This is a genomic window from Paenibacillus mesophilus, from assembly GCF_005938385.1.
GTDB lineage: Bacteria > Bacillota > Bacilli > Paenibacillales > NBRC-103111 > Paenibacillus_AB > Paenibacillus_AB mesophilus.
Genome location: NZ_VCRA01000052.1, coordinates 1 through 24,334 on the forward strand (window position 1 = coordinate 1; position 24,334 = coordinate 24,334).

The following is a 24,334-nucleotide window of genomic DNA, read 5'->3' on the forward strand; positions in this document are numbered from 1 at the left end:
TCATTTATAAACGGGACGATATTAACATTACTTATCAGGTCATCCTCTGGTATTTCCATGGTAAATTCCGAGTCGATTTTCCCCCAGATTGCTTTTTTGAAAAGGTTCGAGTATTTGTCTTTGAAGTGCATTAGATTCATCCCCCTTGAAAGAGAATTATAGTTGAGCGATATCCAAATAATTCCGCAATAGATATGAAGTATCCTGCCCGTTCGCAGCGAAGCTGCCGTCATTTACTCGCAGCCTCTTAGTGTAGATTATGAACCTCTCGTTACCCGTTAAGATTAATTTTTCATTTTCTACTTGAAACTATCGTAACGTAATGATTTACGCTATGGATACCGGATAAAAAACTCGCGCGAAAAAAAGGGGATGATCATGAAACTGGATTGGAAAGTTGGAGAACTTGCAAATTAGCAGGATTAACGGTTCGAACATTGCGATACTACGACCAGATCGGTTTGTTCTCTCCATCCGGTCATACTGACTCCGGACACAGGGTCTATACAGAATCCGATATTGCACAACTGCAGCAAGTTCTTTCATTGAAGGAGCTCGGCTTGTCGTTGGATCAGGTCAAATCCGTTATTGACGGCAATCATTTCAGCCTGTTCGACATTGTTTCCCTTCAAATTGAGAGTCTGAAGGAAAGTATAAGTGTGCAACAAAAGCTTTTACAGGAATTAGAGCATGTAACAAGCCTTATGAAGAGAAAAGAACGGTTGACTGTTCAAGAATTCACCAAAATATTGAGCGCCATGAGGACGAGCCATCATAAATTTTTACCAAACCGGTAGTATTCCAGAAGCTGCGCCCGGCGCTGCCAAAGAAGTATCAAGGTAGTTGCACTACCTAGTCATGCTTAAGTAGGGTAACGCCAATATAACGCGGTAAACGTATACTAAGCTTATAAATGTGAGGGAGTTGAAGAGAATGAAGAACCAAACACGAATTGGTAAAACAGATTTAGTTGTCAATCCAATCGGACTTGGAACAAGCGCTGTAGGTGGGCACAATATTTTTCCTAATTTAAATGAAGAAGTAGGAAAAGATTTGGTGAGGGCTGCGATCAACAATGGAGTGAATTTTTTAGATACAGCGTTTTTTTATGGAACAGGACGTTCAGAGGAGCTAATAGGTGAAGTGATAAAAGAAGCAGGAAAGCGTCATGACCTCATCCTTGCAACAAAAGGCGGTCTTACACTTGTCGGCAATGATGTTGCCATGGATAATTCGCCTGCTTTTTTAAAACAAGCCGTTGAAGATAGTTTGAAAAGGCTTCAAACAGATTACATAGATTTATTTTATATTCATTGTCCAGATCAGGATACACCAAAAGATGAGGCGGTTGGAGTCTTAATGCAGCTAAAGGACGAAGGTAAAATTAGAGCAATTGGCGTTTCTAACTTCTCTCTTTCACAATTGAAAGAAGCAAATAAGGATGGTTATGTCGATGTACTACAGGGAAACTACAATTTGCTGCAGCGTGAAGCGGAACAAGAATTCTTTCCATATACGACGGAGAATAATATCTCGTTTATTCCATACTTTCCACTAGCATCAGGCTTGCTGGCCGGTAAATACAATAAGGATATGACATTCGATGATTTACGCAAAGAAATGCCTCACTTCCAGGGCGATAAATTCAAAAAAAATCTAGAAAGGGTAGAGCAGCTCCGCAAAATTGCAAATGAAAAAAATGCCGAAGTTGCTCATGTAGTCCTTGCTTGGTATTTAACACATGAATTAATTGATGTTGTCATACCCGGAGCAAAAAGTGCAGAGCAAGTGATGGATAATTTAAAAACATTAGACGTCCACTTGACAGAAGAAGAAATCAAAGAAATTGATCGTATTTTTTAATAGGTTCTCTGTGGCGAACACATTCATGCCGATCCCGAAACTTCTTGGGTCACCCGCGATTCCCCAGGCATTTTCATTCGAAAGTATCGGTCGTGACGGAAGAGCACTTTGTCTAGGAGGAACAGTCATCTTAACAGCGGAACTCAATCCGTTTAATCGGATAGGAGAATACCCTATTGAATAGTCAACCTCCTTTTAGCTTATGAAAGGCGTCTGCAAACCTCTTTTCTCGCGTTTTTACATCATTTGGAATTCCAATCTTTTTGACCACGTACCAAGCAAACCAAACTTAGGAAACTGGCGCCACACGCCGACTGGGGCTTAGATATGCAAAATTGGAGATATTCTGGAGCCGGCGACCAAACTAACCATCATTCGGGATAGTGGAGGAAAAACAATTGGTATTATTAGGGTTTCAATATAAACTGTAAATAGTTATTACATTAAAAAAGGAGATATCATCAATGAGAAAATACTTGATAGGCGGATTAGTAGGCGCCGCCCTCATGTTCCCGATTCAAAGTTTTGCTGAAACGGCAAAGCAATACGTGTTATCGAAAATAGGATATCCTGTTTTTGTAAACGGGAAAGAGTATGCCGGCAGCGATCTACCATTTTTAAATTATGAAGGAAACACGTATGCACCGTTAAAAGCCATCGGCGACTTGCTTGGGGCTCCTGTGAATTGGAATGACAAGCTGACTCGCGTCGAGATCGGAAATACACCAATGGTCAATGAGCTATCAGAAGTAAATAATGTAGCTACCATTAAGATCGGGAATACGAAGTATGCAACTTACGGGGAAGGTGTTGCAGTTCAAAACGGGAGGTACTTTATTTCTTTAAATATGGTGAATACCCTTCTCAGTTATGGATACAAAGAAGACTATACAATTCAGCCGAGTTCAAATCCGTATATTGATGGGGGGATCCAATTTAAAAGACCGTACCCTTATCTAAAATATGAGGAGAAATACACCAATGCGAAATCTAGTTACTCAGAAATTACGTTTACGAGCCCAGATAAAAACAAAAGCTACTTTATTTCATTGAAGCCAAATGATATTAAAGGGGCAGTTGAAAAAATGGGCGTACTTACGTTCAAGCCGATGAATTCCTACGAACATTTGGCTTTAAATGTACAATAGAAAATGATGATGTGAATAAGATTATTTCTTTTTCCATTCAAGATTTGTAACTTAAATTCGACCTATTGGTTGCTCTCTGCTATCTATAGGTTCTTTTATTTAAACCTGGTCCTCCATCTGTTAATTTATCATAATCTTTTTTCTTGAAAGTCCACACAGCACTAACCGCCCATAATTTAATACCCAATATATACAAGGTTTTACCACGTTATCCTGCCCGTTACTTCAATGAACTCACAGAGGAGCTATTCTTGTGGCAGCTCCACGCTATCGTTATCCGTCAGCGTAGCATTACTTGTTATGCCCTTCGGTTTGTTCCATGATAATAAATATCGGTAATAGAAGCGACGTCGGATTATGGCCCCTGGCAGTACCTCATGAGCCACTTGGCGAATCTCGATTAATGACTCTATAGGATCTGCCATCCGAACACCAGGATCTCGCATTCCGCCATGAAGTCTGTCCATCACTCGGATTGGGAAAACAAGGAGCCCGGAGATGACAAAATCCATAATAGACTTGTCAGCTGATAAACCAACTATGAGGAGCCGACCGCCAGGTGCAAGAACTTGGCGCATTTTTAACAGTGCGCTTCTCAATTCCATATGGTGCAAAGTCGCTACACAGATGACCGTAGAATAACGTTCCTCTTGAGAAGGGATTGGCATGGCGAGGAAGTCGCCGGTTACGAGCGACACATTTGATACCTCAGCCAGTCGCGATTGTGCACGCAAAATAGTTTCCGTGTCAGGGTCAATTCCCACTACTTTTTGAGCGATAGGCGCGAGGCGTTGGAGTAGTAATCCGTCACCACACCCAATGTCTAGCACTCGTCCGCCGCGTGTCTTTGCGTCTGCCACTAATTCTTCGTGAAATGCAGTATTGTGATTCCAATATTTCTCGATTTCATACTCCCTCCCGTTATATAACTTCTTTGTACGACAAATTATTTCATAAAATTGGAATTGAGACCAATATTAATTGTCTGATAATTAAATGATAACTGAGCCTCATTATTGTACATTGCAGCCCAATAGCTTAATAAAAAGAGGAGCAGCTGCCCGTGGCAAAGCTGCTCCATATAGTTGAACTAATGTCTCCGTTAGCTCAATAGGCCGCCGATAATGCTCAGCTATATCATGAAGCTCTGTGCCCGTTTATGCTGACTTTAAACCTTCCCTTAATTCACGTATAAAATCGCTTGCAAATTGCTGCATTTCTATGTAAATTGGTTTTGCTTCTGGCAAATAGCACTCACCGTGTCCAAGGACATATTTCTCGAAATAATCAAGTGTCTCTTTCAATGTTTGCCCTCTTGCAGTTCCTGTGCATAATGATTTTACTATTAAATAAGTTTTTCCACCTTCAATCATATGCGCATCATGCAAAAGCTTGCCTTCCAACGATTCCGGAACCTCATCCTTCTGTGATTCCCATGAAACCGTGACGATTTTTTCAATTTGCTCAGCATGTAATCCCTGTTTTTCTAAATACTCTCTTATTAAATCCTCTCTCAAGTAAATAAAACCATGAAAATAACACCCATATATAATTAAATCTAAATCCGTTATCTCTGGATAGAATTTCAAAAGTTTCTTTGCAGAATTGACAATCCTTTCAATATGACTTAAATCATGCATTATGTCTTTGTTGATGTAGTATGGGCTGACAAAATCAATAAGACTTTTAAAATTAATCATTTCAGGTTCCTCCCATTTTATCTTGGTTCAAGGATACATAATCTTCCATAAAAATTCAATCCTGTTTTTCTCCATTAATCTGCCAAATAGCTCAATAGACTGCCGATGATGCTGGCAGCCTGATATCATGATGCTCTCGTCTCTGTTAGCGTAGTCTGTTTGTTCAATCACAAGCCGTCCGTTCTTTACGACATCACACGTTCCTTCCATTCCTTGACAACATCCTCTATCCCTGACTGTATCGTCGGATATAGATAGGTAAAGCCGGACGCCTTGAGCTTGCCGTTCGAGAAATTCGTATGCGCCGTAGCGTATTCGGTTAACACGGGACCAAGCAGCATCCGGCATAACCATGTTGGCACGTAACGTTTTTTATCCGGTCTTTGGAGCGCCTGGGCGCTGAGTGTCGTAATGTCCGCGCTTCGGATCGGCTGATCGTCAACGAGAATATATCGTTCCCCTGCCTGTCCTTGCTCCAGTAAGAACAAGAACGCTCGGGCGCAGTCTTCCACGTGAATAGGAGAAAATATCGGATTATATCCCTTGTAACCGGCTTGCTCTGCGAGAGCGGCTCCAGGAACAGCTGCGGAAACCACGAATCTGCGCCGTACACTTGTCCTGGGAAAGCCGTCACGATCGGTACGCCTTTGTCCACATAGGTAGACAGCACATCGACGGAAGGTGCGATGTAAGGTCCCCATCCTTTCGGCTGCGAGCGATAAGATTCCGTGACCGGCTCCTTGTCGCCGCTATCGCCGAAATAGCTGGTTCCTGCCACATATACGAACTTCTTTAGCCTCTGCAGATTGGTGTTGTCGAGCAAACAGACGGTCATTTGATAGTGGCCTTCTTGATAGGCGCGAGCGACTTTCAAAGTCACTTTCTTCCCCCAGGTTGGAGGAGCCGCCAAATGAATGACATACTCCGCTTCCGAAAACGCGTTCTGCCAATCACCGTCTGTGAGCAAGTCGCCAATAACAACTCGCACCCCTTTACCTTCAAGCTCTTTTGCCTTCTCCTTGCTTCGGGTCAAGACCGTAACTTGATGACCTTGACGAAGTGCGACGTTCACCGTTCTGTTACCGATATACCCCGTTCCACCTGTAATAAAGATGTTCATAAACTACTCCCTACGCTGTTGATATATAGTCCTTCTTTCAATATACCATTTTTTTCAATAAAATTTGCATCTAAAGCGTTGCATCGGTTCTTTAAATGATTTTCATTATACTGCTATTTTATTGAGCAAAATCAGCCGATCGTTTCGACTCCCCTGCTTCCGATAACGTGTTTAGCCAAATCGCATGCGAATGATGCGATTATGCAAAAAGAAACCCGCAGGCCAACGACCGCGGGCTCAATATTATATGAAAAAAGGGGGTTAACTACATCTTATCCGCGGAATGTTAGCGGAATATAAACCGACTGTTACATTTCGATTACACTCCAAAGCGCCATCGAGATAATCGAGGCCTTTTGATTTAACTATCGTCTCTGTTAGTTTAGTGCAAAGTATCTGACAACTATCAAAAATGATATCCCTTATCTCCTAATTGCTTAAAGTATTTTCCCAGTTCTCTTAAATCAAATCTAATCTGAAATGGTATTTTTTCTTTCCATGCACCTATATGAATGTGTGGACACCTTGAATAACCGTTGTTCCCCACTTTGGCGACTATATCTCCAGCCTTTACAGAATCGCCCACAACTACATTTACATCTTGTACATGTCCATAAAAGACTCTCACACCATCATTTCTGAAAAACGTTATACTGCTTGCCCTTGATGGATTTATCTCTCCTATTTTGTTAGTGATTGGATTGATGTGGATGGCTTCAACCATGCCATCAAATGGAGCCAGAACCTCGGCATCCCAGCTATACCAGTCTTCATTATTCCTTCCATCATTTTTGTATTTTCTCATGAATCCGTCAACAAATCTCTCAATCAAACAATCGCAACCTAAAGCATCCCCAATGTATTCATATTGCCCCTCTGGGTGTTCAATTACAGAGAAAGCGTGCTTATGGATTGGATGAATAGTAATAATTCCAATTTCGGTATTCATTATGAACACTCCTCCTAATACAAATCCTATAATTATTTCTCCATATTTATCCATTATCCTCCCGTTACATCAATGAAGAAAGGGAGCAGTTGCCGCGGCGTCTGCTCCCTTTCTAATTCCACTATCGTCTCCGTTAGCGTAATAATCAGGTTATTCTGTCCTTAAATAATCCAGTAATTTTGCTTTTACGAGTTCCCACTCTTTATCAAGAATACTGTATACATTTGAGTCCCGAATATACCCTTCACGGACAATCATCTCTTGCCTCAACGTGCCTTCGAACTGTGCTCCAATTCTTTGTATTGCGAGGTTAGACCTTTCATTTCTTGTATCTGTACGGAACTGCACTCGAATCAAATTCAAATCTTCAAATCCATATTTCAGTAATAGATACTTGCACTCCGTATTAACACTGGTTCTCCAAACCTTAGGGTCCAACCAAGTCCCACCAATTTCAAGTTTTCTGTTTAGCAGTGAGATATCTAAGTAACTGGTACTGCCAACAATCTCGCTCGTACTCTTGTCAAAAATCACGAACGGGTACCTCAATCCCTGCTCTTTTGACTTCATCCACTGATCCATAGTGTCTTCCAAGTCTTCTAGCTTACTGATGCTTGATGGGCTGTACGTCCAAATATCGCTGTGATTACTTGCCTTGAACAATCCCTCCAAATGTTCATGTGATGCCGGAATCAACCTTACTCGATTTCCTTCAAGTGAAATTTCATCTCTCATCATTGGCCATCACCGCCCTTCCATCCTCGTTCTAAGATTTCGCCGAAGTTGTATAGGCAACCTCTGCCCGTTAGCGCAACGACGGCAGCTGAACATTTTGGCCGGCTGCCGTCGGGTAACAATCGAGCTATCGTCTCCGTTAGCTTAATTTCATCTAAATTGATCGGCTTTATTTCGAGAAAGCCAGTCGACTATGAAATCAAACAAATCGATTGAGTAAGTATGCTTACTCGGTGTGCCAGGGATTGCCGCAAGAATTTCCTTCACATTTTTATTAATGGAAACAGAATCTATAAAATTAACTAGACCCGGAACTTCTTTGTTAATCGCTTCAAAATAATGACGTTGAGGTTTTATGAACTGTAAATTCATCTCAAAGCCACCTCGTCTCCTCGATGAGTCTGCTTCTTTGCGTTTCCTTAATTCTTCCTCGCTACAACCGAGCAAGTAGTATCTATCAGGAAAACCGATTTTTTTATCGACTAATAGTTTTCGATAGAAATCAGCTACAAATTCTAACGACTGATTATCAAATAAGGTGAAATCATACGCCCAGTTATACCAAAAAGGTTGAAAAAGATCTATGTCTATTACAACAAACGAATGGTTTTCTTGCTTCTCCTGAGCTATTCTCCATCGATCCGCCTGACGTTCAAACCACCATTCCCTATATTCGGGGTTAGGCCGTTCTTTCCACCAGGTATTGATCTCAGGGATATGAAAAGCACCATGACTGGCAGCCAGTTCAGCAGAGGTACTTGTTTTCCCTACAGCACTTGCACCTTCGATACTTATAATGGTCATTCCGACTCCTCCTACGGGCTTTTAACTAACCCAATCAAAAAATCATCTTTTTAGAAATTCGCTTAATTATGCCTTTTCCCCTTCATACTTTTTTACGCTATCCCGTTAGTTGAGAAACGGCAGCCATTTTACTGGCTGCCGTCTAATCGTGTTTATTGAGCAAATTAACGTTCTCCGTTAGTTGAACGATTCCCCCCATTAACTAACAACATATTTTTTGCACAGGTAGATTAGTTCTTGTTTATGATTTTCTACCCATCTTGTTTTAAATAAATATTGTTGAATGGTTACTTGAAGTAAATCTATAATGTCAAATCCAGATAAATACTTCCCTAGCCTTAATACGAGTCGAACGGTATACAGTAATTTCGTCAGTGCTGGAATAGCATGAATCTCATCAATTGTGAATCTTGCTTTTGTGGTACTCATTCCTGACAAGAAATTTTCGATTAGTTTGATATTGAATAAATCATCTTTCGGTCCAATGTATTGTTGTAGGCAATTAGCTAGTTCAATTATCCGCAAATCCCACGATGCAAAATCGAAATCAAGGATTCCAGATATCTTACCCTCTTCATCAATTAGAAAGTTGGTTAAGAGTAAATCGTGATGAATGATTTGCATTGGCAAGTTTGAGTAAGGGGTCAGTAAAGTTTCCAACTCATTTACCGAATTTAATACAAAATCCATTTCCGTACGGTCACATGTAAACGGCGGAGATTTTATGAATGACTCAACTGTTGATTTCGAAACTAAAGGGTGTAGACGGTGATGCTTCCTTTTCCGCCATGCCGTGCTCTCAGACCCCGCCGGGGTCTCCGATTCCCTCGCCTTTACGGAAATCTACTGTAGCCTTCCAAGTATTCGACCTTGTCGGCCCCCGGACATCTCACGAGGCTCTATCGCTTCACTTGCGTTACGGCCTGGACGTCGCTCTGTCTACGCTTAACCCGCATCGTTACCTTTGCGTGCTCAAGACTCGATTCCGGGTAGGGCGGCTCTTCCCTTTGCCCGGGTGGGAATTGCACCCACTGAAAGCACCCAGCTTACCTAGGCGCACCGAAGTATTTCTCCAGGTCCATGTCGACTACATACTTGTACCCTTCCTGGATGTTTTCCTGACTCCTTCGGATTGCGCCATGTGCGCTTCTCTTGGGCCGGAATCCGAAACTGCTCTCCGAAAATTGCTTCTCATAGAGTCCATCAAGCTGGTATTTCCAAGGCCCGCTGCAGAATGATCTTGGCCAAGACGATGTCTCTGTCTTGAATCCGTCCGCACGACTCGCATTCATGGATCCGGATGGACAATGGTTTCGGCACAGACGCGCCGCACAGACAGGTTTGCGATGTGCCGTGGGCAGGCACTTGGGCGAATCGTTTCCCTTGTCTCTTGGCTTTGTAAGACAGATAAGTGATAAATCGTCTCCATCCGGCATCCGAAATGCTTTTGGCTAGGCGGCGGTTGCGGACCATGTTCCTGACCTTCAACTCTTCCACCACGATCAGATCATGGTCGCGGACGATGCGGTGCGATTGTTTATGCAAAAAGTCTTTTCGCTGCCGCGCGACTTTCTGGTGGGCCTTGGCGACCTTATGTTTGGCCTTCTTCCGGTTGCGGGAGGCAGGTTGCTTGCGGGAAAGCTGCCGCTGCTTCCGTTTCAGCTGCTTATCCGCTTTGCGCAAATATCGGGGGTTGTCCACCTTCGTTTCATCGGACAGCGCCGCAAACGTGTTTAGCCCGACATCAATGCCCACAGCGGATTCCGCGGATTCCGCTGTTTGCGTTGCTTCCGCATCAGGCACTTTCACGCTGATATTGACCATCCACCTGTCCACATACTGTTTCACATTGATTTGCGTCACGTTCGCAGGATCAAAGGGACGGTGGGCATTCATTTTGACAACGCCGATTTTGGAAAGATAGATATGCCCTGGTTTGGCAAACGTCTTTTCTACCGCACCGGGTTGCGGGTAAGTATAGGAAACGTATCGGTCAGCCGACTTGTAGCGGGGGTACCGACAAAAAACAGTTCATTTAGGCTTCGCCTAACCAATATTCATCCCCTCCCTGCAAAGGATGAGGACTTCTTTCGGATTGATGATAAAAAAGCCCCGAAGGGCTTCATCTTAAGTAACCACCATAGGAAGCCAGTTTGCACCATTGTCTGCTGTATTAATCCAACCGATGCGCGTTGCATTAGGGTCAGACGCTTTAAATATAGTTCCTGCTGGCAATTTTGTGCTGTTCGTTGGAGCGGCAGTAGCTTTATAACTGTAAGCAACCTCAATTGCACCATACAGCGGCGTCATTATTCTTGAGTTATTATCCAAAGTTAACGTCGCTTGACCGGCAGAATAGTATTGTTTAGCCCCATCGTCTGATGTAATTTTTGCATTTGCAAATGCTACATTTGCTTTATAGAACAATACACCTTTATTACTAGCATGAATCGCAGGTCCTAAGTAAAGCTCTACATTTTCCACAGTGATGTCAACACTGGATAGTTGGCTTGGAATTCCAAATGAAATCCCCCCATCACCGGAAAACACAATTCTACTTGTTCCATCTGCATGGCCAATTAAGCGAACTCTGCCAACACCACGGGTTTTTGAATTACACAAATAAACGGTTCCGTTTATTTCGTAATCTCCTGACGGTAATCGAATAATTACATCATGAACTAACTCCGTATCGTAAGCTAATTTTGTTAAATTTGCTAAATTAGTCGTGTTTGTTGTGGCATTACCTGTGTTTGTTAAAGTGTTATCCTGTGTCTTTTTAGAAAAGTCATTCATTATGAATCTGATAGGATTTTCAAATCGCCAATTAGATGAATAAGTCACTTCTGTAGCAAAAATACTCTGATCAAGAATGGTGACGCTTTCAGCAGAGAATGTATTCCCCAGCGATAATACATAAGTCGCACCCAACTTATTATGATTCCATAAGCCTGAGATTGTTGTAGAAGAACCACCGTCAATTCGTATTAGGTGGTCTGGCGGAGTTGTGGCGTTGCCGATTGATAATGTCATAAATCCATTAATATTCAACCCTTGTGCAACACGGACTTTCATAATGCGAGTAGAACCTTCAGCACCGCAACCATTAAGGGCTACACCTCGAGCAATATCAATATAGTACGGATAAGCTATTACACCATTACCCGTGTCATTAATGATGTGATCTGCTGCACATGAGTTGAAAGTCATATAGGTTGACTCACCGAACCAGTATCCGAACTCTGTATGGTTTAAAGCATAGCAACTATTTAATGTCACAGAAGTACATACACCTGAATCATTAACCCCGGGTCCTGCGATAACAATTCCACGTGGAGAATAAGCCGTTTGAAGTTGCTCAAGCAATGTCACAAAGGTTGCTAGACGAACACAGTCTTTCTTTGCAACATAGAATTGGCATTGGCGAATAGCCATATTCGGGTAATAGGTGTCTGAACCTTTTAGAACATAATTACAGTTTGGAGCTGTTGCGGTTGCCCCGCCCCATATCGATAAGTTTTCAAATTTCTTATACAGACCACCGCCTTTCAATAGAATTGCGGCTTCAATTGTAACACCCGGGCCTAAATCCACTTTAACAGACGTTAAGTTAGCCGTACCACGAATAGAGATAGGATCTAGGTAAATGCTTCGTGTTGGCGCGGGAATAACTAAACATGCGGAGTTTGTGGCATCATAGGATTTCCAGCGGTACTCTACAATAGGCTTTGGAACAACTAACTCACCGCCACCACGCCCGTGCAGGTAGTTATAGCAGCTTGGAATGAAGGTCGATCATCGTAGACACCATCCCCTTTTGAGCCGAACATCTCGACTGTAACTTCAGAGCAATCCAAGCGAATCCATCGACCGGTAGCAATTCCGGAAACTTGAAAAACTGTACCGCCATTTGCTGTAGATGTACTTGTAGCATCCCAAATAAAGTCACCACCACCCTTATATGGATTAAGTTCAATAAAAGTGTCGGGTGAATGTAAGCGTCAAATACAACCCACCTGTTCCTCCGTTTACGAGTCTGTCAGAATAGAGGTATCTCATTAAACGGAGGTTCCCTTATGAGCAAGCAGCAGCGTAACGAATACTGGCAAAAGCAAATCACAGCGTATCGCAGCAGCGGTCTTAGCATGAAAGCATGGTGCGCTGCCAATGAATGTACGCTTGACCAATTGAAGTACTGGCTTTACCGGAAACAAAAAAAAGTATGCCGAACATCCCCGCAAGCAACCCCAGTCCTCGTCCCTGTCACGGCTACTCCAGAGGCCACTTCCCGTCCTTCCTCCCTGTGGATCGAGGTTGGTCATGCTCGCATTGAAGTCCGTCCGGGTTTTAAACCTGAATTGCTTCGCGAAGTCGTCGCGGCGCTCCGCTAGCCATGTGGAGTCTCCCTTCCAACCTGCAAGTCTATCTCGCCCTTGGCGCAACAGACTTGCGTAAATCCATTGACGGACTTGCTGCCGTCGTTCAGGAACGTTACGGTTTAGACCCATTTTCCGCCAGCCTCTTCGTTTTCTGTAATGCCAAGCGAGATAAGCTCAAAATTCTGTACTGGGATCATGCCGGCTTCTGGCTTTACTACCGTCGCTTGGAACGCGGCACTTTCCGTTGGCCGGATGGCGATGCCCGTTCTCCGCTTTGCCTGTCGCCACGCGAGCTCCGCTGGCTGCTGGACGGACTGGCCTTAACGCAACGGCAGGCGCATAAAGCCGTGCATGCGGAAGCCGTCGTCTAATGTTCATCGTATCGCCATACCTCTGGGCAGGGATACGCTCGTCGCCTGCCGAAGATGTGGTCTATGATCAATCGAGCGGAACAACAAAGCCTGGAAGAACTCCAGCAACAGAATCAGAAACTGCATGAAGACCTCGCCCGCCTGTCGGCGCAATTGAAATGGTACGAAGAGCAATTTCGTTTGGCGCAGCAGAAACGGTTCGGCTCCTCCAGCGAGAAGACGCATCCGGATCAACTGGAGATGAACTTGTTCAATGAAGCCGAGCTGCTGGCAACTCCGGCGGGCGAAGAGGCGCCGATGGAGAAAGTCACCTATGAGCGCCGCAAGCAGACAGGCAAACGGGAAGAGGATTTTTCCAAGCTGCCGGTCGAGACGGTGACGTATGAATTGGGCGAAGGCGATCAAATCTGCGCTTGCTGCGGCGGATCTTTGCATGAAATGTCCACAGAGACGCGCAGTGAAATTGCAATCGTACCGCCGCAGGTGAAGGTGATTCGGCATGTGAGGCAAGTCTACGCTTGCCGCCATTGCGAGCGCGAAGAACTGCAAACACCGATCATTACCGCGCCGATGCCGAAACCGGTCTATCCCGGCAGCTTGGCCTCGCCTTCGATCCTGGCGTATGTGATGTGCCAAAAGTATTTGGAGGGCTTGCCGCTATACCGCCAGGAGCAGCAGTTTGCCCGTCTTGGTTATTCGCTTTCCCGACAAACGATGGCGAACTGGATGATCTACGGCGCGGAGCACTAGCTGCTGCCGCTGGTTGAGGCGATGAAAGGCTACCTGCTTCGTCAAGAGGTGCTGCATGCAGACGAGACAACGCTGCAGGTGCTGCGCGAGGAAGGAAAGTCAGTGGAAACACAGTCGTACCTGTGGCTCTATCGCACGGGACGCGGCGTAAAACCGGCCATTGTGTACGACTATCAGCGCACGCGCGGGGGCGAGCATCCGCGGCATTTTCTCGCTGGCTTCAGCGGGTATTTGCATGTAGACGGGTATCCGGGCTATCACAAGGTGAAAGGCGTGAAACTTGTCGGTTGCTGGGCGCATGCACGCCGCAAGTATGACGAGGCGATCAAATCTGCACCGCCAGAGACGAACGGACTCGGAACAGCGGCAGGCCAAGGGCTCGCGTATTGCATCAGCTGTACGCCATTGAACGCGATTTGGCCGAAGTATCTCCGGGGGAACGTTTTGCCGACCGGCAGAAACGAAGCAAGCCGATCTTGGATGCCTATTATGCGTGGTTGAAACAGCAACGTTCTCGCACCTTACCCAAGAGCATGCTCGGACAAGCGATCGGCTACAGTCTGAACCAGTGGGAGAAGCTGACGGCTTATTTGGCAGACGGACGACTGGAGATGGACAACAATCGCAGCGAGCGCTCGATCAAGCCGTTCGTTATTGGACGCAAAAACTGGTTGTTTGCCAACACGCCGCGAGGGGCGAAAGCAAGTGCGGCCATCTATAGTGTGATGGAGACAGCCAAGGAAAACGGACTGCATCCTTACAACTACTTGAAGTATTTGTTTGAGCAGCTGCCGCAGATCTCTGAACCGCTTGACGCTGCTGCGCTCGAGCCATATATGCCATGGTCTGACGCACTCTCGGTTAGCTGCCGCATGAACAACTAGCTCGATTATAAGTTAGATCTCGCTCCCGCCGCTAGGTGGGGGCTATTTGACGCTCACGTGAAGGAAAGAAGGCAAACCACTGTTTACGATTCGCGATCTCGATGAATACGAGGACACAGCAAAGGTGCAGAGAAGTCAGATTGTATCCCCGAAAGTTGTTGTAAGACAATAGGGGAGATGCTGGATGAAGGATGGCCATGCTTTATCCATCCGATCCGTATGTAGCGAGAGAGACCCGCTTCCATATCTTTATGGAGCGGGTTTCCTCCACTTATTACAGGGTTCATTGTTGATCATTATTTTTTAAAACTTTAGGAGGAATTTACAGTATGGGACATGTCAATGACGAAAATCAGTTGGATCTCACAAATACATTAAAAACAGATCATACCATCTTTGTCTTAACGATAATTGATGAAGGGATACGGAAACGAACGATCATTCATCGGAAGTTAGATGGTATTGCTTCTTTATCCAAAACGGCAATTCAAAATATCTTGACGAAAATGGTAAGGATATAGGATCCATGGAGCGATTTACCGAGGATGGATTTGCAAATATCGTGATTGCATCATTAGAAGATCCTGATTCGGATGAGTCTATTTGGTCGTATTCCTTTGATGGCGATGAAAGCTTAGATAGTGCATTAGTGCGACTTCTATCCTCACATAATTTGAACCGATTGGAACGTTAACCTCACCCGTTAGTGAGGGATGAAGCGTATTAATACACAGAAAAGATGTGTAACAGCGGAATTCTCTTGATAAATTTGGGTTTTTCTATGCTACACAACCGATCAAGTGTCAAAATTGCATGGCCGAATACAAGCTAAGATAATGTCAGCACAAACCCGCTCCTCTCCTCTCCTTATTGAACGCCTCTTCAAATGGAGGAGAGGGGCGCTCTTTTCTTTAAGCATTGGAGCTTGTCTCTGAGTTGCTTTTTATGATACGATTTCCCCATCTTATTAACCTCATTCTTTTGGCTCTTGCATGCGCCTTGGAGTCGCCCTGTTTTGTTTATAGCGCTCTTCCGAGCGAATGATTAGCTACTGGCTAGTAATGCGCCTTGTGCGAATCGTTCATTGGGAAGAACGCTATTTTTCATTGCGTTCTATTCACAACCCAAACCTATTTGAAGGAAAAAAGGAGTAGACTCCTATGTTGAACCGTGTCATTTTAATTGGTCGTCTTACTAAGGACCCGGAGCTACGTTACACGCCGGCAGGGGTGGCCATAGCCCAGTTCACGCTTGCGGTGGATCGCCCGTTTTCTAGCAACCGCGAACAGCGCGAGGCTGATTTTACCGATCGTCGTTTGGCAAGGTTTCAAAGCCGTTTGCATCTGGGCTTGCTGCACTATTGATATGTACGGATACAAGCCCGACAGCACCCTGTTTATTGGCCCATGATGTGCGCTCTGATAGAGTCATAGACTTATCAGTGTCACGGGTAAGCATTGGTTTGATATCGCTATACTGCGATTGCAGAATTTCTGCAATGCGCTTGCTAATATCAAGTGTTAAATCTTTTTCCTGTAGACTATTGCCCGCAGCACCCGGATCATTACCACCATGTCCAGGTTCAATAATAAATATTTTCATATATTTGCCACCCTGATTGGTAATTAATGTAAATCCTAGAAGGGCTTTTTTTAAACAATCCCAAGCAAACCTATTAGTTTTAGATTTGTTGCGTTTACTGTAATTGTTGCTGTTACCCCAACCACTGTCACAACAATAGTTGCTCCATTTGCAGTGTTATAAGTTCCAGCTACTGGTGCTAGCGTTGTTTCGTACTTTAATGTACCGTGTTCTAGTAGTAATCTTAATGTCCCGCTACGCGTGTCAATATCAAAACTACCTGATGCAACACCAGCACTTACGAAGCGAGTGATATAGCGCAAACCATTGAACCAGCAAGATATTGGTTGATAGCGATACAAGATTGCTAAGTATGTAGTACTAGGCATATTAAAATCGACATTGATAGCTTTTATACGTGTATTATGAATACCCGATGGCGTGTTAAACATAGCTATATCAGTAGTGTTGCTAATAGACCCACCATTAATAGTAATTTTTGGTAAGTACGCTGTCCACGTCCCAATATATTCACTATACTGCGAGAACTCGCACTGTGTAGTTTCAATATCAAAGTTTGCTGTATTGTATAATGCTGTACCTGCCGCCGCATCTTGCCCTGAAACATTAAGTAATTTGACACGACCTTTTGTACCAACCCCTGTACTATCTCTGAAAGATAGTGAGTTAGTGGATACGTTTGTGTATTTAATGTCTACACCTTTGGGACGTAACGCGTACTTATCTACATGGATGTCAAACATAGCAGATGGTAAATCTGCACTAGAGTTTGAAACATAAATACGCTTCGGCAACATATTAATGATCGAAGATGTATTATTACTTGAGAACAGCGATGTAATATTAGCGCCAGCACTGCCGTTGTGCCGCAACCCATCAATATACACGTCTGTAAACATTTCTTGCACAAGCGGAGAGCCTGCAGGAAGTGCTGTCGCCCCATGACGTGCATGAATAAATGTAGCACCGTTAGCCAAGTAGCCGTTGATTGTTACATTGTTGATAATTAAGTCGCCATTGCAGAACCCGCTAGTATCCGCATTAGAGCGAATATACCCCCTGTTACCATAACCTTGCGACATTAAAAACGCTGAGTCTGTGATGTACGTATCACATACAAGCGATGCAATAATACCAAAGTCACCGATGCGACAACCGCGTATTGTTAGTTTGTCATAGCAAGGTCTATGGAAGTCAATGCGGTTTACATCACAGTCTGTGAATGTAACTAAAGCGCAGTTGTTGTTACCAATAGTACCCCACCCTCGTCCTTGTGATTGCATTTTCTTAACTTCCACATCATAGCAATCGCTCAGTGTCAAAGTATAAGTAAATGTACCGTTAGGGTTTGCGTGTGGTGATGATGTATCTAAAGTGTCGATAAGTACATTGTAGCAATCATCTACAGTCAGGCGTGTCTGGTTAGAGTTTCGTTCAGGACCTCGGTTTACATAACGCAGATTACGCATGACAACCATGTTCGATTGAATCAGTTTAAAGTAATCCGCCAACGCACCTGCATTTGATTCATCAAAGCAGAACCCAGAAAACAAACGAATAGAGTCATTTGCTCGTGCAACACGAATCTTGGTTAATTTAGTTAAGTCTAAAGTAAAAAATGGTCCAGACTGTATGCGCCCTTCTCTAAAATGACGTGTCTTTAAGAATGCTGTTTCAAGAGTGCCACGGTAGTAATACATTGGCTGTGATGTTTCAAAAGTCATATAATGATCTTGGTAATATGTGCCAAGATTCAAAAACGTCTGACCTTTGTACAGATTACCAACAGCCTTTACTTGATCAAATAGTGTGCCGCTTGTAATTTCTTCGCGCACCTCATCTGCACGCTTACAGATGATGCGACCTGTGAAGTTAGGTCCGATTATAAATTTAGAACCATCAAGAAAAGTATTTTCTGTGAATGTAATATCACTAGAGCCGTCTAGCAGATACTCTCCGTTAAATTGATGAACAGGTTTTTTTAGAGCTGTAGATGCTGCAGCCAAATTAATAAGTTTAGCATCTACAGCAATTGTGCCGGTATTATCTAAACCAAACATATCAAACGTAATTACATCATAATCAATGCGCTCCCATCCACTGAAAACAATTCCACCGTCATTTTCTAGTATCTTTGAAGCGTTGAACTTAAACCAACCTCCTTGTTTGCCGCTCACGGGTGAATGATAACCTTTTACAGCAACACGCATACCATTTTCCGGTGAAATTATGGCCAGCATGTCGGAGATGGAATCAACACAGCGATTGCAATCATTAACCTGCTGCTGTGATAACCCGCTTGAATCCAAAATCGCGCTCGCTGGATGTGCTCCAGCCATATCACGACCTGCCAGCTCGTTATGGGTAACAAGCGCCGTTATTCCTGGGGGAATTTTGCCCTTCCCGTTAGACCCTTCGTATACGGTATCCGCAACCGATAAACCCTCCTTCCCGTAAACCGCCACCGATCCCGGGAGTATGCTGCCCGCGGCTAAAGCCGCGCCGGCCATGCCGAAGGCCGTTAGCAGCTTTCTGCGGCTTACATGGGTGACGGGCTCCTCCGGCCGTTCCTGCTCCATACCTTTCCCCGCTTGCCACTCCATCTTTTCTGTTTGTAAAATAAGATTGGTTTCAGCCGCATTTGCCAGTTCGATAAGGATACGTACGGTCATATGGATACCAGTTGACTGCGTCGGCAGTGGTTTTTGCTGTGCAGGGTCAACATGCCCGATTGCAATCATTGCACCTGACCTGTCAAAAACAGCAATCTCTCGAATGGTAAAGCCGCCAACATCAACTGGTATTACAGATTCAAACATCAATGTACTTGGTGCCAACGTATCACGAATTGGAGTAGAAGCAGTACCACGCCAAACTTCGTTTGCCAATACCACCAAATTTTCAGTCAAAACAGGATATGAGCCATTGCCATCACCAACAGCGACATGGGTAATCTCAAGCTGATTTTCAGAGGTTGCACGGGCTAATTTTGCTTTGCCGATTGCAGTTAAAATTGCGCTTGTCATTATTTATTCTCCTCATCTACGCCGATTTTTCGGTTAATGAATTTATCAACCCATAAGCTACCTTTAAAGCAATCCGCCTAGTACCGTGACCGATTCAGATTTAATCTATAAGCTCTTTTCTATAAGAAAAAGAACAACTTTGTTCAAAATCGTCCCGTTCCCATAGGCGGGGTCATCTCGAACCGTACGGCCGTCTTCGGCCGGTCGCAATAGATGTTCTCAATAACTGTAAAAGCGACGTAGTTTTACGTATCCTTGATGCAGATTCCATTGCTCGTAAAATCGGTCCCCCTGATGCCGATGTCCCGGATTCGGGCCCGCGTCGATAGCGGGCTCGTTCGGATTTTGATCGCGCAAGCCGACTCGGCGGTATTACCCGACGCAGATCAGTATGGTCAGTCTACGGCGGATTGGTGACCGACCTCGATCCCGGCCACGTTACCGTTGTCATTTTGATCGTCGCGCCGTTTCCTGAAGAAACAAGCGATTTACCGTCAAGTCGGGGTCGACCAGCGGCTTCGTAATGCGGTAGTCCGCTCGGGAGGCAAGTATACGTTCGCAAACTGCAGCAAGACGCCGTTGACGACGTCGGAATCGTCCGACACCCCGTCACCCTTCGCTCCAAACCATAACACGTTCATCCCTTGTCCTAAACTCATGGCCAGCCTCCTCACTCGAAATGAAATCGCTTTCGGTTATAATCCGGCTTATTTGCCTTTTTCCGTCTTGATAAGCTGGTTGATCTTTTCCTCAGCCGTCCGCAGCGCAGTGTTCGTATCCTGCTTCTCTTGCAGCATCGCTTCGTATTCGGCGTTCAGCAGTGCATACGCGTTCGAATAGTACACCGAGAAAGCCATAATCAACATTTCACCCCTTCATCAATGTTAGATAACCGAAAAAAGTCGCATTTTACAAACGAGGAAAAGTGACAACTGATTTTCTTATCTGCACAAATTGTATCTATATTACGGAAAATATTCGTGTCAAAATAAAAAAACAATGGGTCATATCCTTACTAGCTAGGCTTGCTTCCCGGATGACCGACTTGATCTTCAATCGTCCTTGCCAGCCATCCATGCTGACGAAAACCAATGACAAGCGGAGGATGGAAGCGACGAACTGTGGTAAATAATGGCGCAACAAATCATGAAAATGGCACACGTGGATCATCGTCACCGCCATACAGCCGGCCAGTCCTGCCCGGACCAGCTTTTGGATTCGTTTTCCCACGAAATATCCCCTTCCGGTTTCGCCTGCACAGCAATACCGCCGTCCGCTTCCTTCCGGAAAAATCCGGCTACCGAACGATACGCTTTTACCGTTGCCTCGTTCAGTAGCGCAGCACGATGCCTAGCGTCCGCTCCGGCTCCTCCCGGCACAGCCGGTACGCATCGGCAATCTGGTTGAACGCGAATCTGTGCCGTACAAGCGGTTTGATTGAAATTCGTTTATCGGCCAGCAAGCGGACAAACTCGCCCACATTGCGGCCCTCGGTCCATCGCACGTACCCGCCGGGATAGTCGTACCCGCCCCGTTCGTACCGTTCGTCGTATCGTCCCGGCCCTCCCGCCCGGCTGATGCGAATTTCCGCTTCCTTGTGAAACAGCGCGTTGCGCGTAAACACCGTGTCCGGCACGCCGACAATGACTACGCTGCCCCGGTCGCGCAGCCAGCCGATCGCCTGGTCCAACAAGCCGTCTCCTTTGCCTCCGCCGCACAAGAGCACACTGTCAGCCCCCTTCAGGCCAACCACGCCCCGCCTCACCAGCGCTTCACCGACTTGCGCCGCGTCGGAGCATACCGTGATGCCGGGACAAGCCGCCCGCAACTGCTCGCAGCGCTCCGGCAGCAAATCGCAGCCGATCACCTCGTAAGCGGCGGCATGGGCAATTTGCGCGGTAATTTGACCGAGGATGCCTAGCCCGACGATGACGACGGTTTCGCCAAACTGCAATCTGGCTTGACGCAGCGCGTGAATCGCAATCGCGCCCAGTCCGGCAAACGTCGCCTCCTCGGAATCGACATGGTCCGGGACCGGAACGGCCAGCACCTTCGGCACGAGCCGGTAGTCCGCATGCGCGCCTTCGCCGTAGCAGGCGACGCGCTGGCCGACGGCCAGATGCTCCACGCCCGCTCCTTTGGCGACAATGCGCGCCACCGAATTGTACCCGAGCCGCGTGCCGCTCGATCGATTGTTCAGCACCATCGTCTCCGTGCCGTTGCTGATCGCGGAATATTCGGTTTTCACCAGCACCTCATGTTCGCCGGGCACCGGTTTTTCCTGCTGTTCGATCCGAATTTCACCCTCACGGGCAATTGTTACGTGTATAATATCCACAGTTGTTCTCTCCCTCTAACCCGTGCCGGTCTGCTCCGTTTTCCTTTCTTTACTTGCCTCGTTCCTTCTCGATTTCCTGCTTGAGCAGCTCATCCGCTTCGCGCAGCGCCGAATTGACGTCCAGCTGTCCTTGCGCCGCCTTGACGAACGACTGCCAAATAATCGTTTCCTGCCGGCTGCCGGAGACATTTACCTTGCCGGGTGCGCGTTTCGGCGTCGGATCGGTCGGTTCGTACAACTTTAGCGCTTTCATGTTTTTCGTACTGTACACTGGATGCCCTTTGCCGAGCGCATCGCGAATGTCCTTGTTCGTGAGCGTTGTCAAAATCCCGTTACGCGAATCCTGCATCTGCACCTCGTCGGACAGCATTTCCACGATGACCTGGAACGCCTCGTCCTTATGCTTGCTTTGCTGCGTAATCGACCAGTAGGCCGGCGAACGCTGTCCCATCCGCTTCGGCGCGCCGTCGATCGTCGGCACCGACACGATGTCCCAGTTCACTTCGGGAGGAATGACCAAATAAATGTTGTGCTGGCCCAAATACATCGCCGCTTCGCCTTTGGTGAACAGCGCATTTTCGAGCGCAAACGTATTTTGCACGCCGTTGTTCGGAATATCGTGGAAACGCTTGAAATTGTCGAAAATTGTTTTCCACTTTGTCTGGTCGGCCAGACCGTCTTTTTGCGGGTCCAAAATCGGCAGCGAAAGCGGATTGTCGCGCAGCTGCGCGATCAGATTCGTGCTGAAGCCGCGGATCACCTTGCCGCCCTCGACCCGAGTCAGCTTCACCGCGAGATCGTACACTTCGTTCCAGCTCATGCCGTCCTTAGGATATGCGACGCCGAACTTGTCGAACAGATCCTTGTTGTAATACAGCACGGACGGAAAATACGGCGGCACCGGCAAGCCGTACAGCGCGCCCGATTGCCCGGCGTCCACGTTGTCCTGGATAAACGACGGGACGAACCGATTCAGGTCGTACTTGTATTTGCCGACCATCTCGCGGAGGTCGTAGCCGAGCTGAAGGTCCAGATAACCGGTCTTCATCGTCGGCGTATCCGTGCGGATAATATCGGGAATTTCGCCCCGCGCCACCTTCTCCGTAATCGAATTGCCCTGGTCGCTCGTCTGGTAATCGAACGTAATATGCGGAAACTTTTTCTCCAGTGCGCCGCGAAAACGGCTGTCGAACTCCTCCTTCTTCACGCCCGCCGCATAAATCGTCATCGTGAACGGATCCGGCTTCTTCACCGCCTCGCCGCTTGCTTCCGCCCCCTTATCGCCGCTTCCCGGCTTTTCCGTGCCTCCGCAGGCAGGCAATACCGCCAGCAGCGCCGCCAGCGGTACAGCGACCGCCGCTTGCTTATTCCAATTGAACATTGAGACTCCCCCTGTCATGTGTTCCGTGCAGATCCGCCTCGCGGACAAGAACACCGATCCGATCGCCCAGTTCCTCCTCCGAAATCATATTGGCCCAAAACGCCTTCATCAGACCCGCCAGCTTGCCGATTGACGTTGGCAGCACCGGTAAATGGCGATGCGTCCGGCAAGAAAACATCATCTCTCTGTACAACCCGTACCGATCCGGCGGATTCGCCGTCTGGCGGCCCCATCCGGGCTGACCTGTGCGCTGCATCGCCGGTATGCTGAGCGTATGCTCCCGAATAAGCGCCTGCGCCCGTTCCCCCGCCATATAATCGATCAATAGCCGGGCCTCCTCCGGATGCGCGGTCGTCCGTGCCACACCGGCCCCGGTCGAAATGTACAGCGTTCTCGGCTCCGTTACGAACGGAACCGGCGAGATGTCGTATTCCAGCCCGGCATCCTTCCATTCGTTCATCGCCATGTAGCTTGCCAGCACCATCGACAGTCGGCCTTCGAGAAACATCTGTTCGATATCTCCGTTCGATTCCGACCTGTACATCGGAAATACCCTTCGGTTGCATACGATGCGCTTGCACAGCTTCGCTCCTTCCATCAAACGCGCTGCCTTGGCTTCGGCACCCGCTCCGCTCTCTCCCAGGCTTTGCAGCAGGAAAATCGGCCAGCGGTTCACATCCGGCAAATGGAAGCAGAAGCCGTAACGCTCCCCTTCGGTCAACTGCTCCGCGCAAGCGGTAAGATCGTCCCAGGTCCAGGAGCCGTTCGGTTCGGTCAGCCCCTTTTCGCGAAAATGACGCTTGTTGTAGCAGAGCACCACAGGCGCGAAAATAAGCGGCCGCAGCCGGCAGACGCCTCGGAACGTATAATCCTCGTTCAGAAGCGGAAAAACGCCGGGGTGCGCATCCAGCGGTTCGACAAGCGATTCCTTGCCGAGCTCGCACAGCTGCCGGAACTGCAAACTGTTCATCGTATAAACGTCGGGCGGATTCTCCGTCCCCGCCTCCGCACGGCCGGGCTCCTCGCCGGACGCATACGGTTTGACTTTGACCTCGATCCAGGGGTACAACCGGCCGAAATCCTCCAGCAGCCGGACCAGCCCCAGGTTGCGCATCGTCGTCTCATTCAGCCCGAGCGTCAGGGCGACCCGCTGCCGCCTGCGCAGCACCCGATTGCCGACATTGGGAATTTTCTCGATCCAGCCTTCCTCGGCGAGCGTCGCGAGTCCTTTGCGCACAGACAAGTTGCTGAGTCCAAAGCGCAACGCAAGCGCCTTCTCTGAAG

The 24,334-nt window shown here is 46.7% G+C and carries 21 protein-coding genes and 6 pseudogenes; 10 read left to right on the forward strand and 17 right to left on the reverse strand.

The window, feature by feature from the left end:
* Positions 1-437: 437 nt before the first annotated feature.
* The 5 genes and pseudogenes from FE783_RS38560 to FE783_RS36040 all read left to right on the forward strand — a co-directional run.
* A pseudogene (locus FE783_RS38560) lies at positions 438-533 on the forward strand (MerR family DNA-binding transcriptional regulator); the annotation flags it as partial.
* Between the two features lie 33 nt (positions 534-566).
* Positions 567-797 (forward strand): hypothetical protein, encoded by a 231-nt coding sequence (locus tag FE783_RS38565; protein WP_238403407.1) that lies wholly within the window; start codon positions 567-569, stop codon positions 795-797.
* Positions 798-933: 136 nt separating this feature from the next.
* Positions 934-1,863, forward strand: coding sequence for an aldo/keto reductase (locus tag FE783_RS36035; RefSeq protein WP_138884247.1), 930 nt, complete (start codon positions 934-936; stop codon positions 1,861-1,863).
* Positions 1,864-1,915: 52 nt separating this feature from the next.
* Positions 1,916-2,014: pseudogene (locus tag FE783_RS39145) on the forward strand (DUF1259 domain-containing protein); the annotation flags it as partial.
* 313 nt (positions 2,015-2,327) lie between these two features.
* Positions 2,328-3,011, forward strand: coding sequence for a stalk domain-containing protein (locus FE783_RS36040; protein WP_138884248.1), 684 nt, complete (start codon positions 2,328-2,330; stop codon positions 3,009-3,011).
* Positions 3,012-3,256: 245 nt separating this feature from the next.
* Here the strand turns inward: FE783_RS36040 and FE783_RS39105 are convergent, their stop codons facing one another.
* The 9 genes and pseudogenes from FE783_RS39105 to FE783_RS36095 form a co-directional block, all read right to left on the reverse strand.
* A complete protein-coding gene (locus FE783_RS39105; protein ID WP_202916322.1) occupies positions 3,257-3,961 on the reverse strand; it encodes a class I SAM-dependent methyltransferase in 705 nt (234 codons plus the stop codon).
* A gap of 207 nt (positions 3,962-4,168) precedes the next feature.
* Positions 4,169-4,711 carry an HD domain-containing protein gene (locus tag FE783_RS36050; protein ID WP_202916321.1) on the reverse strand — a complete coding sequence of 181 codons (543 nt, stop codon included), beginning with the start codon at positions 4,709-4,711 and terminating at the stop codon, positions 4,169-4,171.
* A gap of 319 nt (positions 4,712-5,030) precedes the next feature.
* On the reverse strand, positions 5,031-5,831 hold the full coding sequence (locus FE783_RS36060; RefSeq protein WP_138884250.1) for an NAD-dependent epimerase/dehydratase family protein: 801 nt from the start codon (positions 5,829-5,831) through the stop codon (positions 5,031-5,033).
* 406 nt (positions 5,832-6,237) lie between these two features.
* Entirely contained in the window at positions 6,238-6,834 is a 597-nt protein-coding gene (locus FE783_RS36065) for a M23 family metallopeptidase (RefSeq protein ID WP_138884251.1), read from the reverse strand.
* Positions 6,835-6,930: 96 nt separating this feature from the next.
* Entirely contained in the window at positions 6,931-7,518 is a 588-nt protein-coding gene (locus FE783_RS36070; RefSeq protein ID WP_138884252.1) for a GNAT family N-acetyltransferase, read from the reverse strand.
* A 147-nt stretch (positions 7,519-7,665) separates the two neighbouring features.
* The gene (locus FE783_RS36075) at positions 7,666-8,319 is read right to left on the reverse strand and encodes an ATP-binding protein (RefSeq protein WP_138884253.1); all 654 of its coding nucleotides are present in this window, start codon (positions 8,317-8,319) and stop codon (positions 7,666-7,668) included.
* 198 nt (positions 8,320-8,517) lie between these two features.
* Positions 8,518-9,009 (reverse strand): phosphotransferase, encoded by a 492-nt coding sequence (locus tag FE783_RS36080; protein ID WP_138884254.1) that lies wholly within the window; start codon positions 9,007-9,009, stop codon positions 8,518-8,520.
* Between the two features lie 513 nt (positions 9,010-9,522).
* Positions 9,523-10,323 (reverse strand): annotated as a pseudogene (locus tag FE783_RS36090) (RNA-guided endonuclease InsQ/TnpB family protein); the annotation flags it as partial.
* Positions 10,324-10,446: 123 nt separating this feature from the next.
* On the reverse strand, positions 10,447-11,871 hold the full coding sequence (locus tag FE783_RS36095) for a hypothetical protein (RefSeq protein WP_138884256.1): 1,425 nt from the start codon (positions 11,869-11,871) through the stop codon (positions 10,447-10,449).
* A 524-nt stretch (positions 11,872-12,395) separates the two neighbouring features.
* On the opposite strand from FE783_RS36095, the gene tnpA reads away from it, so the two are divergent.
* The 5 genes and pseudogenes from tnpA to ssb all read left to right on the forward strand — a co-directional run.
* A complete protein-coding gene (gene tnpA / locus FE783_RS36100) occupies positions 12,396-12,710 on the forward strand; it encodes an IS66 family insertion sequence element accessory protein TnpA (protein WP_138884257.1) in 315 nt (104 codons plus the stop codon).
* A 2-nt stretch (positions 12,711-12,712) separates the two neighbouring features.
* Positions 12,713-13,069: an IS66 family insertion sequence element accessory protein TnpB gene (tnpB, locus tag FE783_RS36105; RefSeq protein WP_138884258.1), complete on the forward strand. Its 357-nt coding sequence runs from the start codon at positions 12,713-12,715 to the stop codon at positions 13,067-13,069.
* Between the two features lie 63 nt (positions 13,070-13,132).
* Positions 13,133-14,703, forward strand: a pseudogene (gene tnpC, locus FE783_RS36110) (IS66 family transposase).
* 526 nt (positions 14,704-15,229) lie between these two features.
* On the forward strand, positions 15,230-15,397 hold the full coding sequence (locus FE783_RS37810; protein WP_158302233.1) for a hypothetical protein: 168 nt from the start codon (positions 15,230-15,232) through the stop codon (positions 15,395-15,397).
* 466 nt (positions 15,398-15,863) lie between these two features.
* Positions 15,864-16,044: pseudogene (ssb, locus tag FE783_RS36115) on the forward strand (single-stranded DNA-binding protein); the annotation flags it as partial.
* Between the two features lie 39 nt (positions 16,045-16,083).
* Here ssb and FE783_RS36120 read toward each other — a convergent pair.
* The 8 genes and pseudogenes from FE783_RS36120 to FE783_RS36145 form a co-directional block, all read right to left on the reverse strand.
* A pseudogene (locus FE783_RS36120) lies at positions 16,084-16,305 on the reverse strand (N-acetylmuramoyl-L-alanine amidase family protein); the annotation flags it as partial.
* A 50-nt stretch (positions 16,306-16,355) separates the two neighbouring features.
* Positions 16,356-19,331, reverse strand: coding sequence for a phage tail protein (locus FE783_RS36125; protein ID WP_138884260.1), 2,976 nt, complete (start codon positions 19,329-19,331; stop codon positions 16,356-16,358).
* Between the two features lie 494 nt (positions 19,332-19,825).
* On the reverse strand, positions 19,826-19,990 hold the full coding sequence (locus tag FE783_RS37815; protein WP_158302234.1) for a hypothetical protein: 165 nt from the start codon (positions 19,988-19,990) through the stop codon (positions 19,826-19,828).
* A gap of 48 nt (positions 19,991-20,038) precedes the next feature.
* Positions 20,039-20,197 carry a hypothetical protein gene (locus FE783_RS37820; RefSeq protein ID WP_158302235.1) on the reverse strand — a complete coding sequence of 53 codons (159 nt, stop codon included), beginning with the start codon at positions 20,195-20,197 and terminating at the stop codon, positions 20,039-20,041.
* 94 nt (positions 20,198-20,291) lie between these two features.
* A complete protein-coding gene (locus tag FE783_RS36130; RefSeq protein WP_138884261.1) occupies positions 20,292-20,561 on the reverse strand; it encodes a hypothetical protein in 270 nt (89 codons plus the stop codon).
* Between the two features lie 100 nt (positions 20,562-20,661).
* On the reverse strand, positions 20,662-21,669 hold the full coding sequence (locus FE783_RS36135) for a zinc-dependent alcohol dehydrogenase (RefSeq protein ID WP_238403403.1): 1,008 nt from the start codon (positions 21,667-21,669) through the stop codon (positions 20,662-20,664).
* Between the two features lie 49 nt (positions 21,670-21,718).
* Positions 21,719-23,050, reverse strand: a complete 1,332-nt coding sequence (locus tag FE783_RS36140) for an ABC transporter substrate-binding protein (RefSeq protein ID WP_158302236.1) — start codon at positions 23,048-23,050, stop codon at positions 21,719-21,721.
* Positions 23,034-24,334: extracellular solute-binding protein (locus tag FE783_RS36145; RefSeq protein WP_238403404.1), on the reverse strand; the 1,301-nt coding region annotated here is incomplete at its 5' end. The genes FE783_RS36140 and FE783_RS36145, both read right to left, overlap by 17 nt.

Bases quoted from the DNA above. Each gene is read 5' to 3' on its own strand.
- FE783_RS36040 (WP_138884248.1), top strand. From the start codon at position 2,328: ATGAGAAAATACTTGATAGGCGGATTAGTAGGCGCCGCCCTCATGTTC.
- tnpB (WP_138884258.1), top strand. From the start codon at position 12,713: ATGTGGAGTCTCCCTTCCAACCTGCAAGTCTATCTCGCCCTTGGCGCA.
- FE783_RS36065 (WP_138884251.1), bottom strand. From the start codon at position 6,834: ATGGATAAATATGGAGAAATAATTATAGGATTTGTATTAGGAGGAGTG.
- FE783_RS36080 (WP_138884254.1), bottom strand. From the start codon at position 9,009: ATGGATTTTGTATTAAATTCGGTAAATGAGTTGGAAACTTTACTGACC.
- FE783_RS36050 (WP_202916321.1), bottom strand. From the start codon at position 4,711: ATGATTAATTTTAAAAGTCTTATTGATTTTGTCAGCCCATACTACATC.
- FE783_RS37815 (WP_158302234.1), bottom strand. From the start codon at position 19,990: ATGAGTTTAGGACAAGGGATGAACGTGTTATGGTTTGGAGCGAAGGGT.
- FE783_RS36070 (WP_138884252.1), bottom strand. From the start codon at position 7,518: ATGATGAGAGATGAAATTTCACTTGAAGGAAATCGAGTAAGGTTGATT.
- FE783_RS37810 (WP_158302233.1), top strand. From the start codon at position 15,230: ATGGAGCGATTTACCGAGGATGGATTTGCAAATATCGTGATTGCATCA.
- FE783_RS36075 (WP_138884253.1), bottom strand. From the start codon at position 8,319: ATGACCATTATAAGTATCGAAGGTGCAAGTGCTGTAGGGAAAACAAGT.
- FE783_RS36060 (WP_138884250.1), bottom strand. From the start codon at position 5,831: ATGAACATCTTTATTACAGGTGGAACGGGGTATATCGGTAACAGAACG.
- FE783_RS37820 (WP_158302235.1), bottom strand. From the start codon at position 20,197: ATGTTGATTATGGCTTTCTCGGTGTACTATTCGAACGCGTATGCACTG.
- FE783_RS36140 (WP_158302236.1), bottom strand. From the start codon at position 23,050: ATGTTCAATTGGAATAAGCAAGCGGCGGTCGCTGTACCGCTGGCGGCG.
- tnpA (WP_138884257.1), top strand. From the start codon at position 12,396: ATGAGCAAGCAGCAGCGTAACGAATACTGGCAAAAGCAAATCACAGCG.
- FE783_RS36125 (WP_138884260.1), bottom strand. From the start codon at position 19,331: ATGACAAGCGCAATTTTAACTGCAATCGGCAAAGCAAAATTAGCCCGT.
- FE783_RS36035 (WP_138884247.1), top strand. From the start codon at position 934: ATGAAGAACCAAACACGAATTGGTAAAACAGATTTAGTTGTCAATCCA.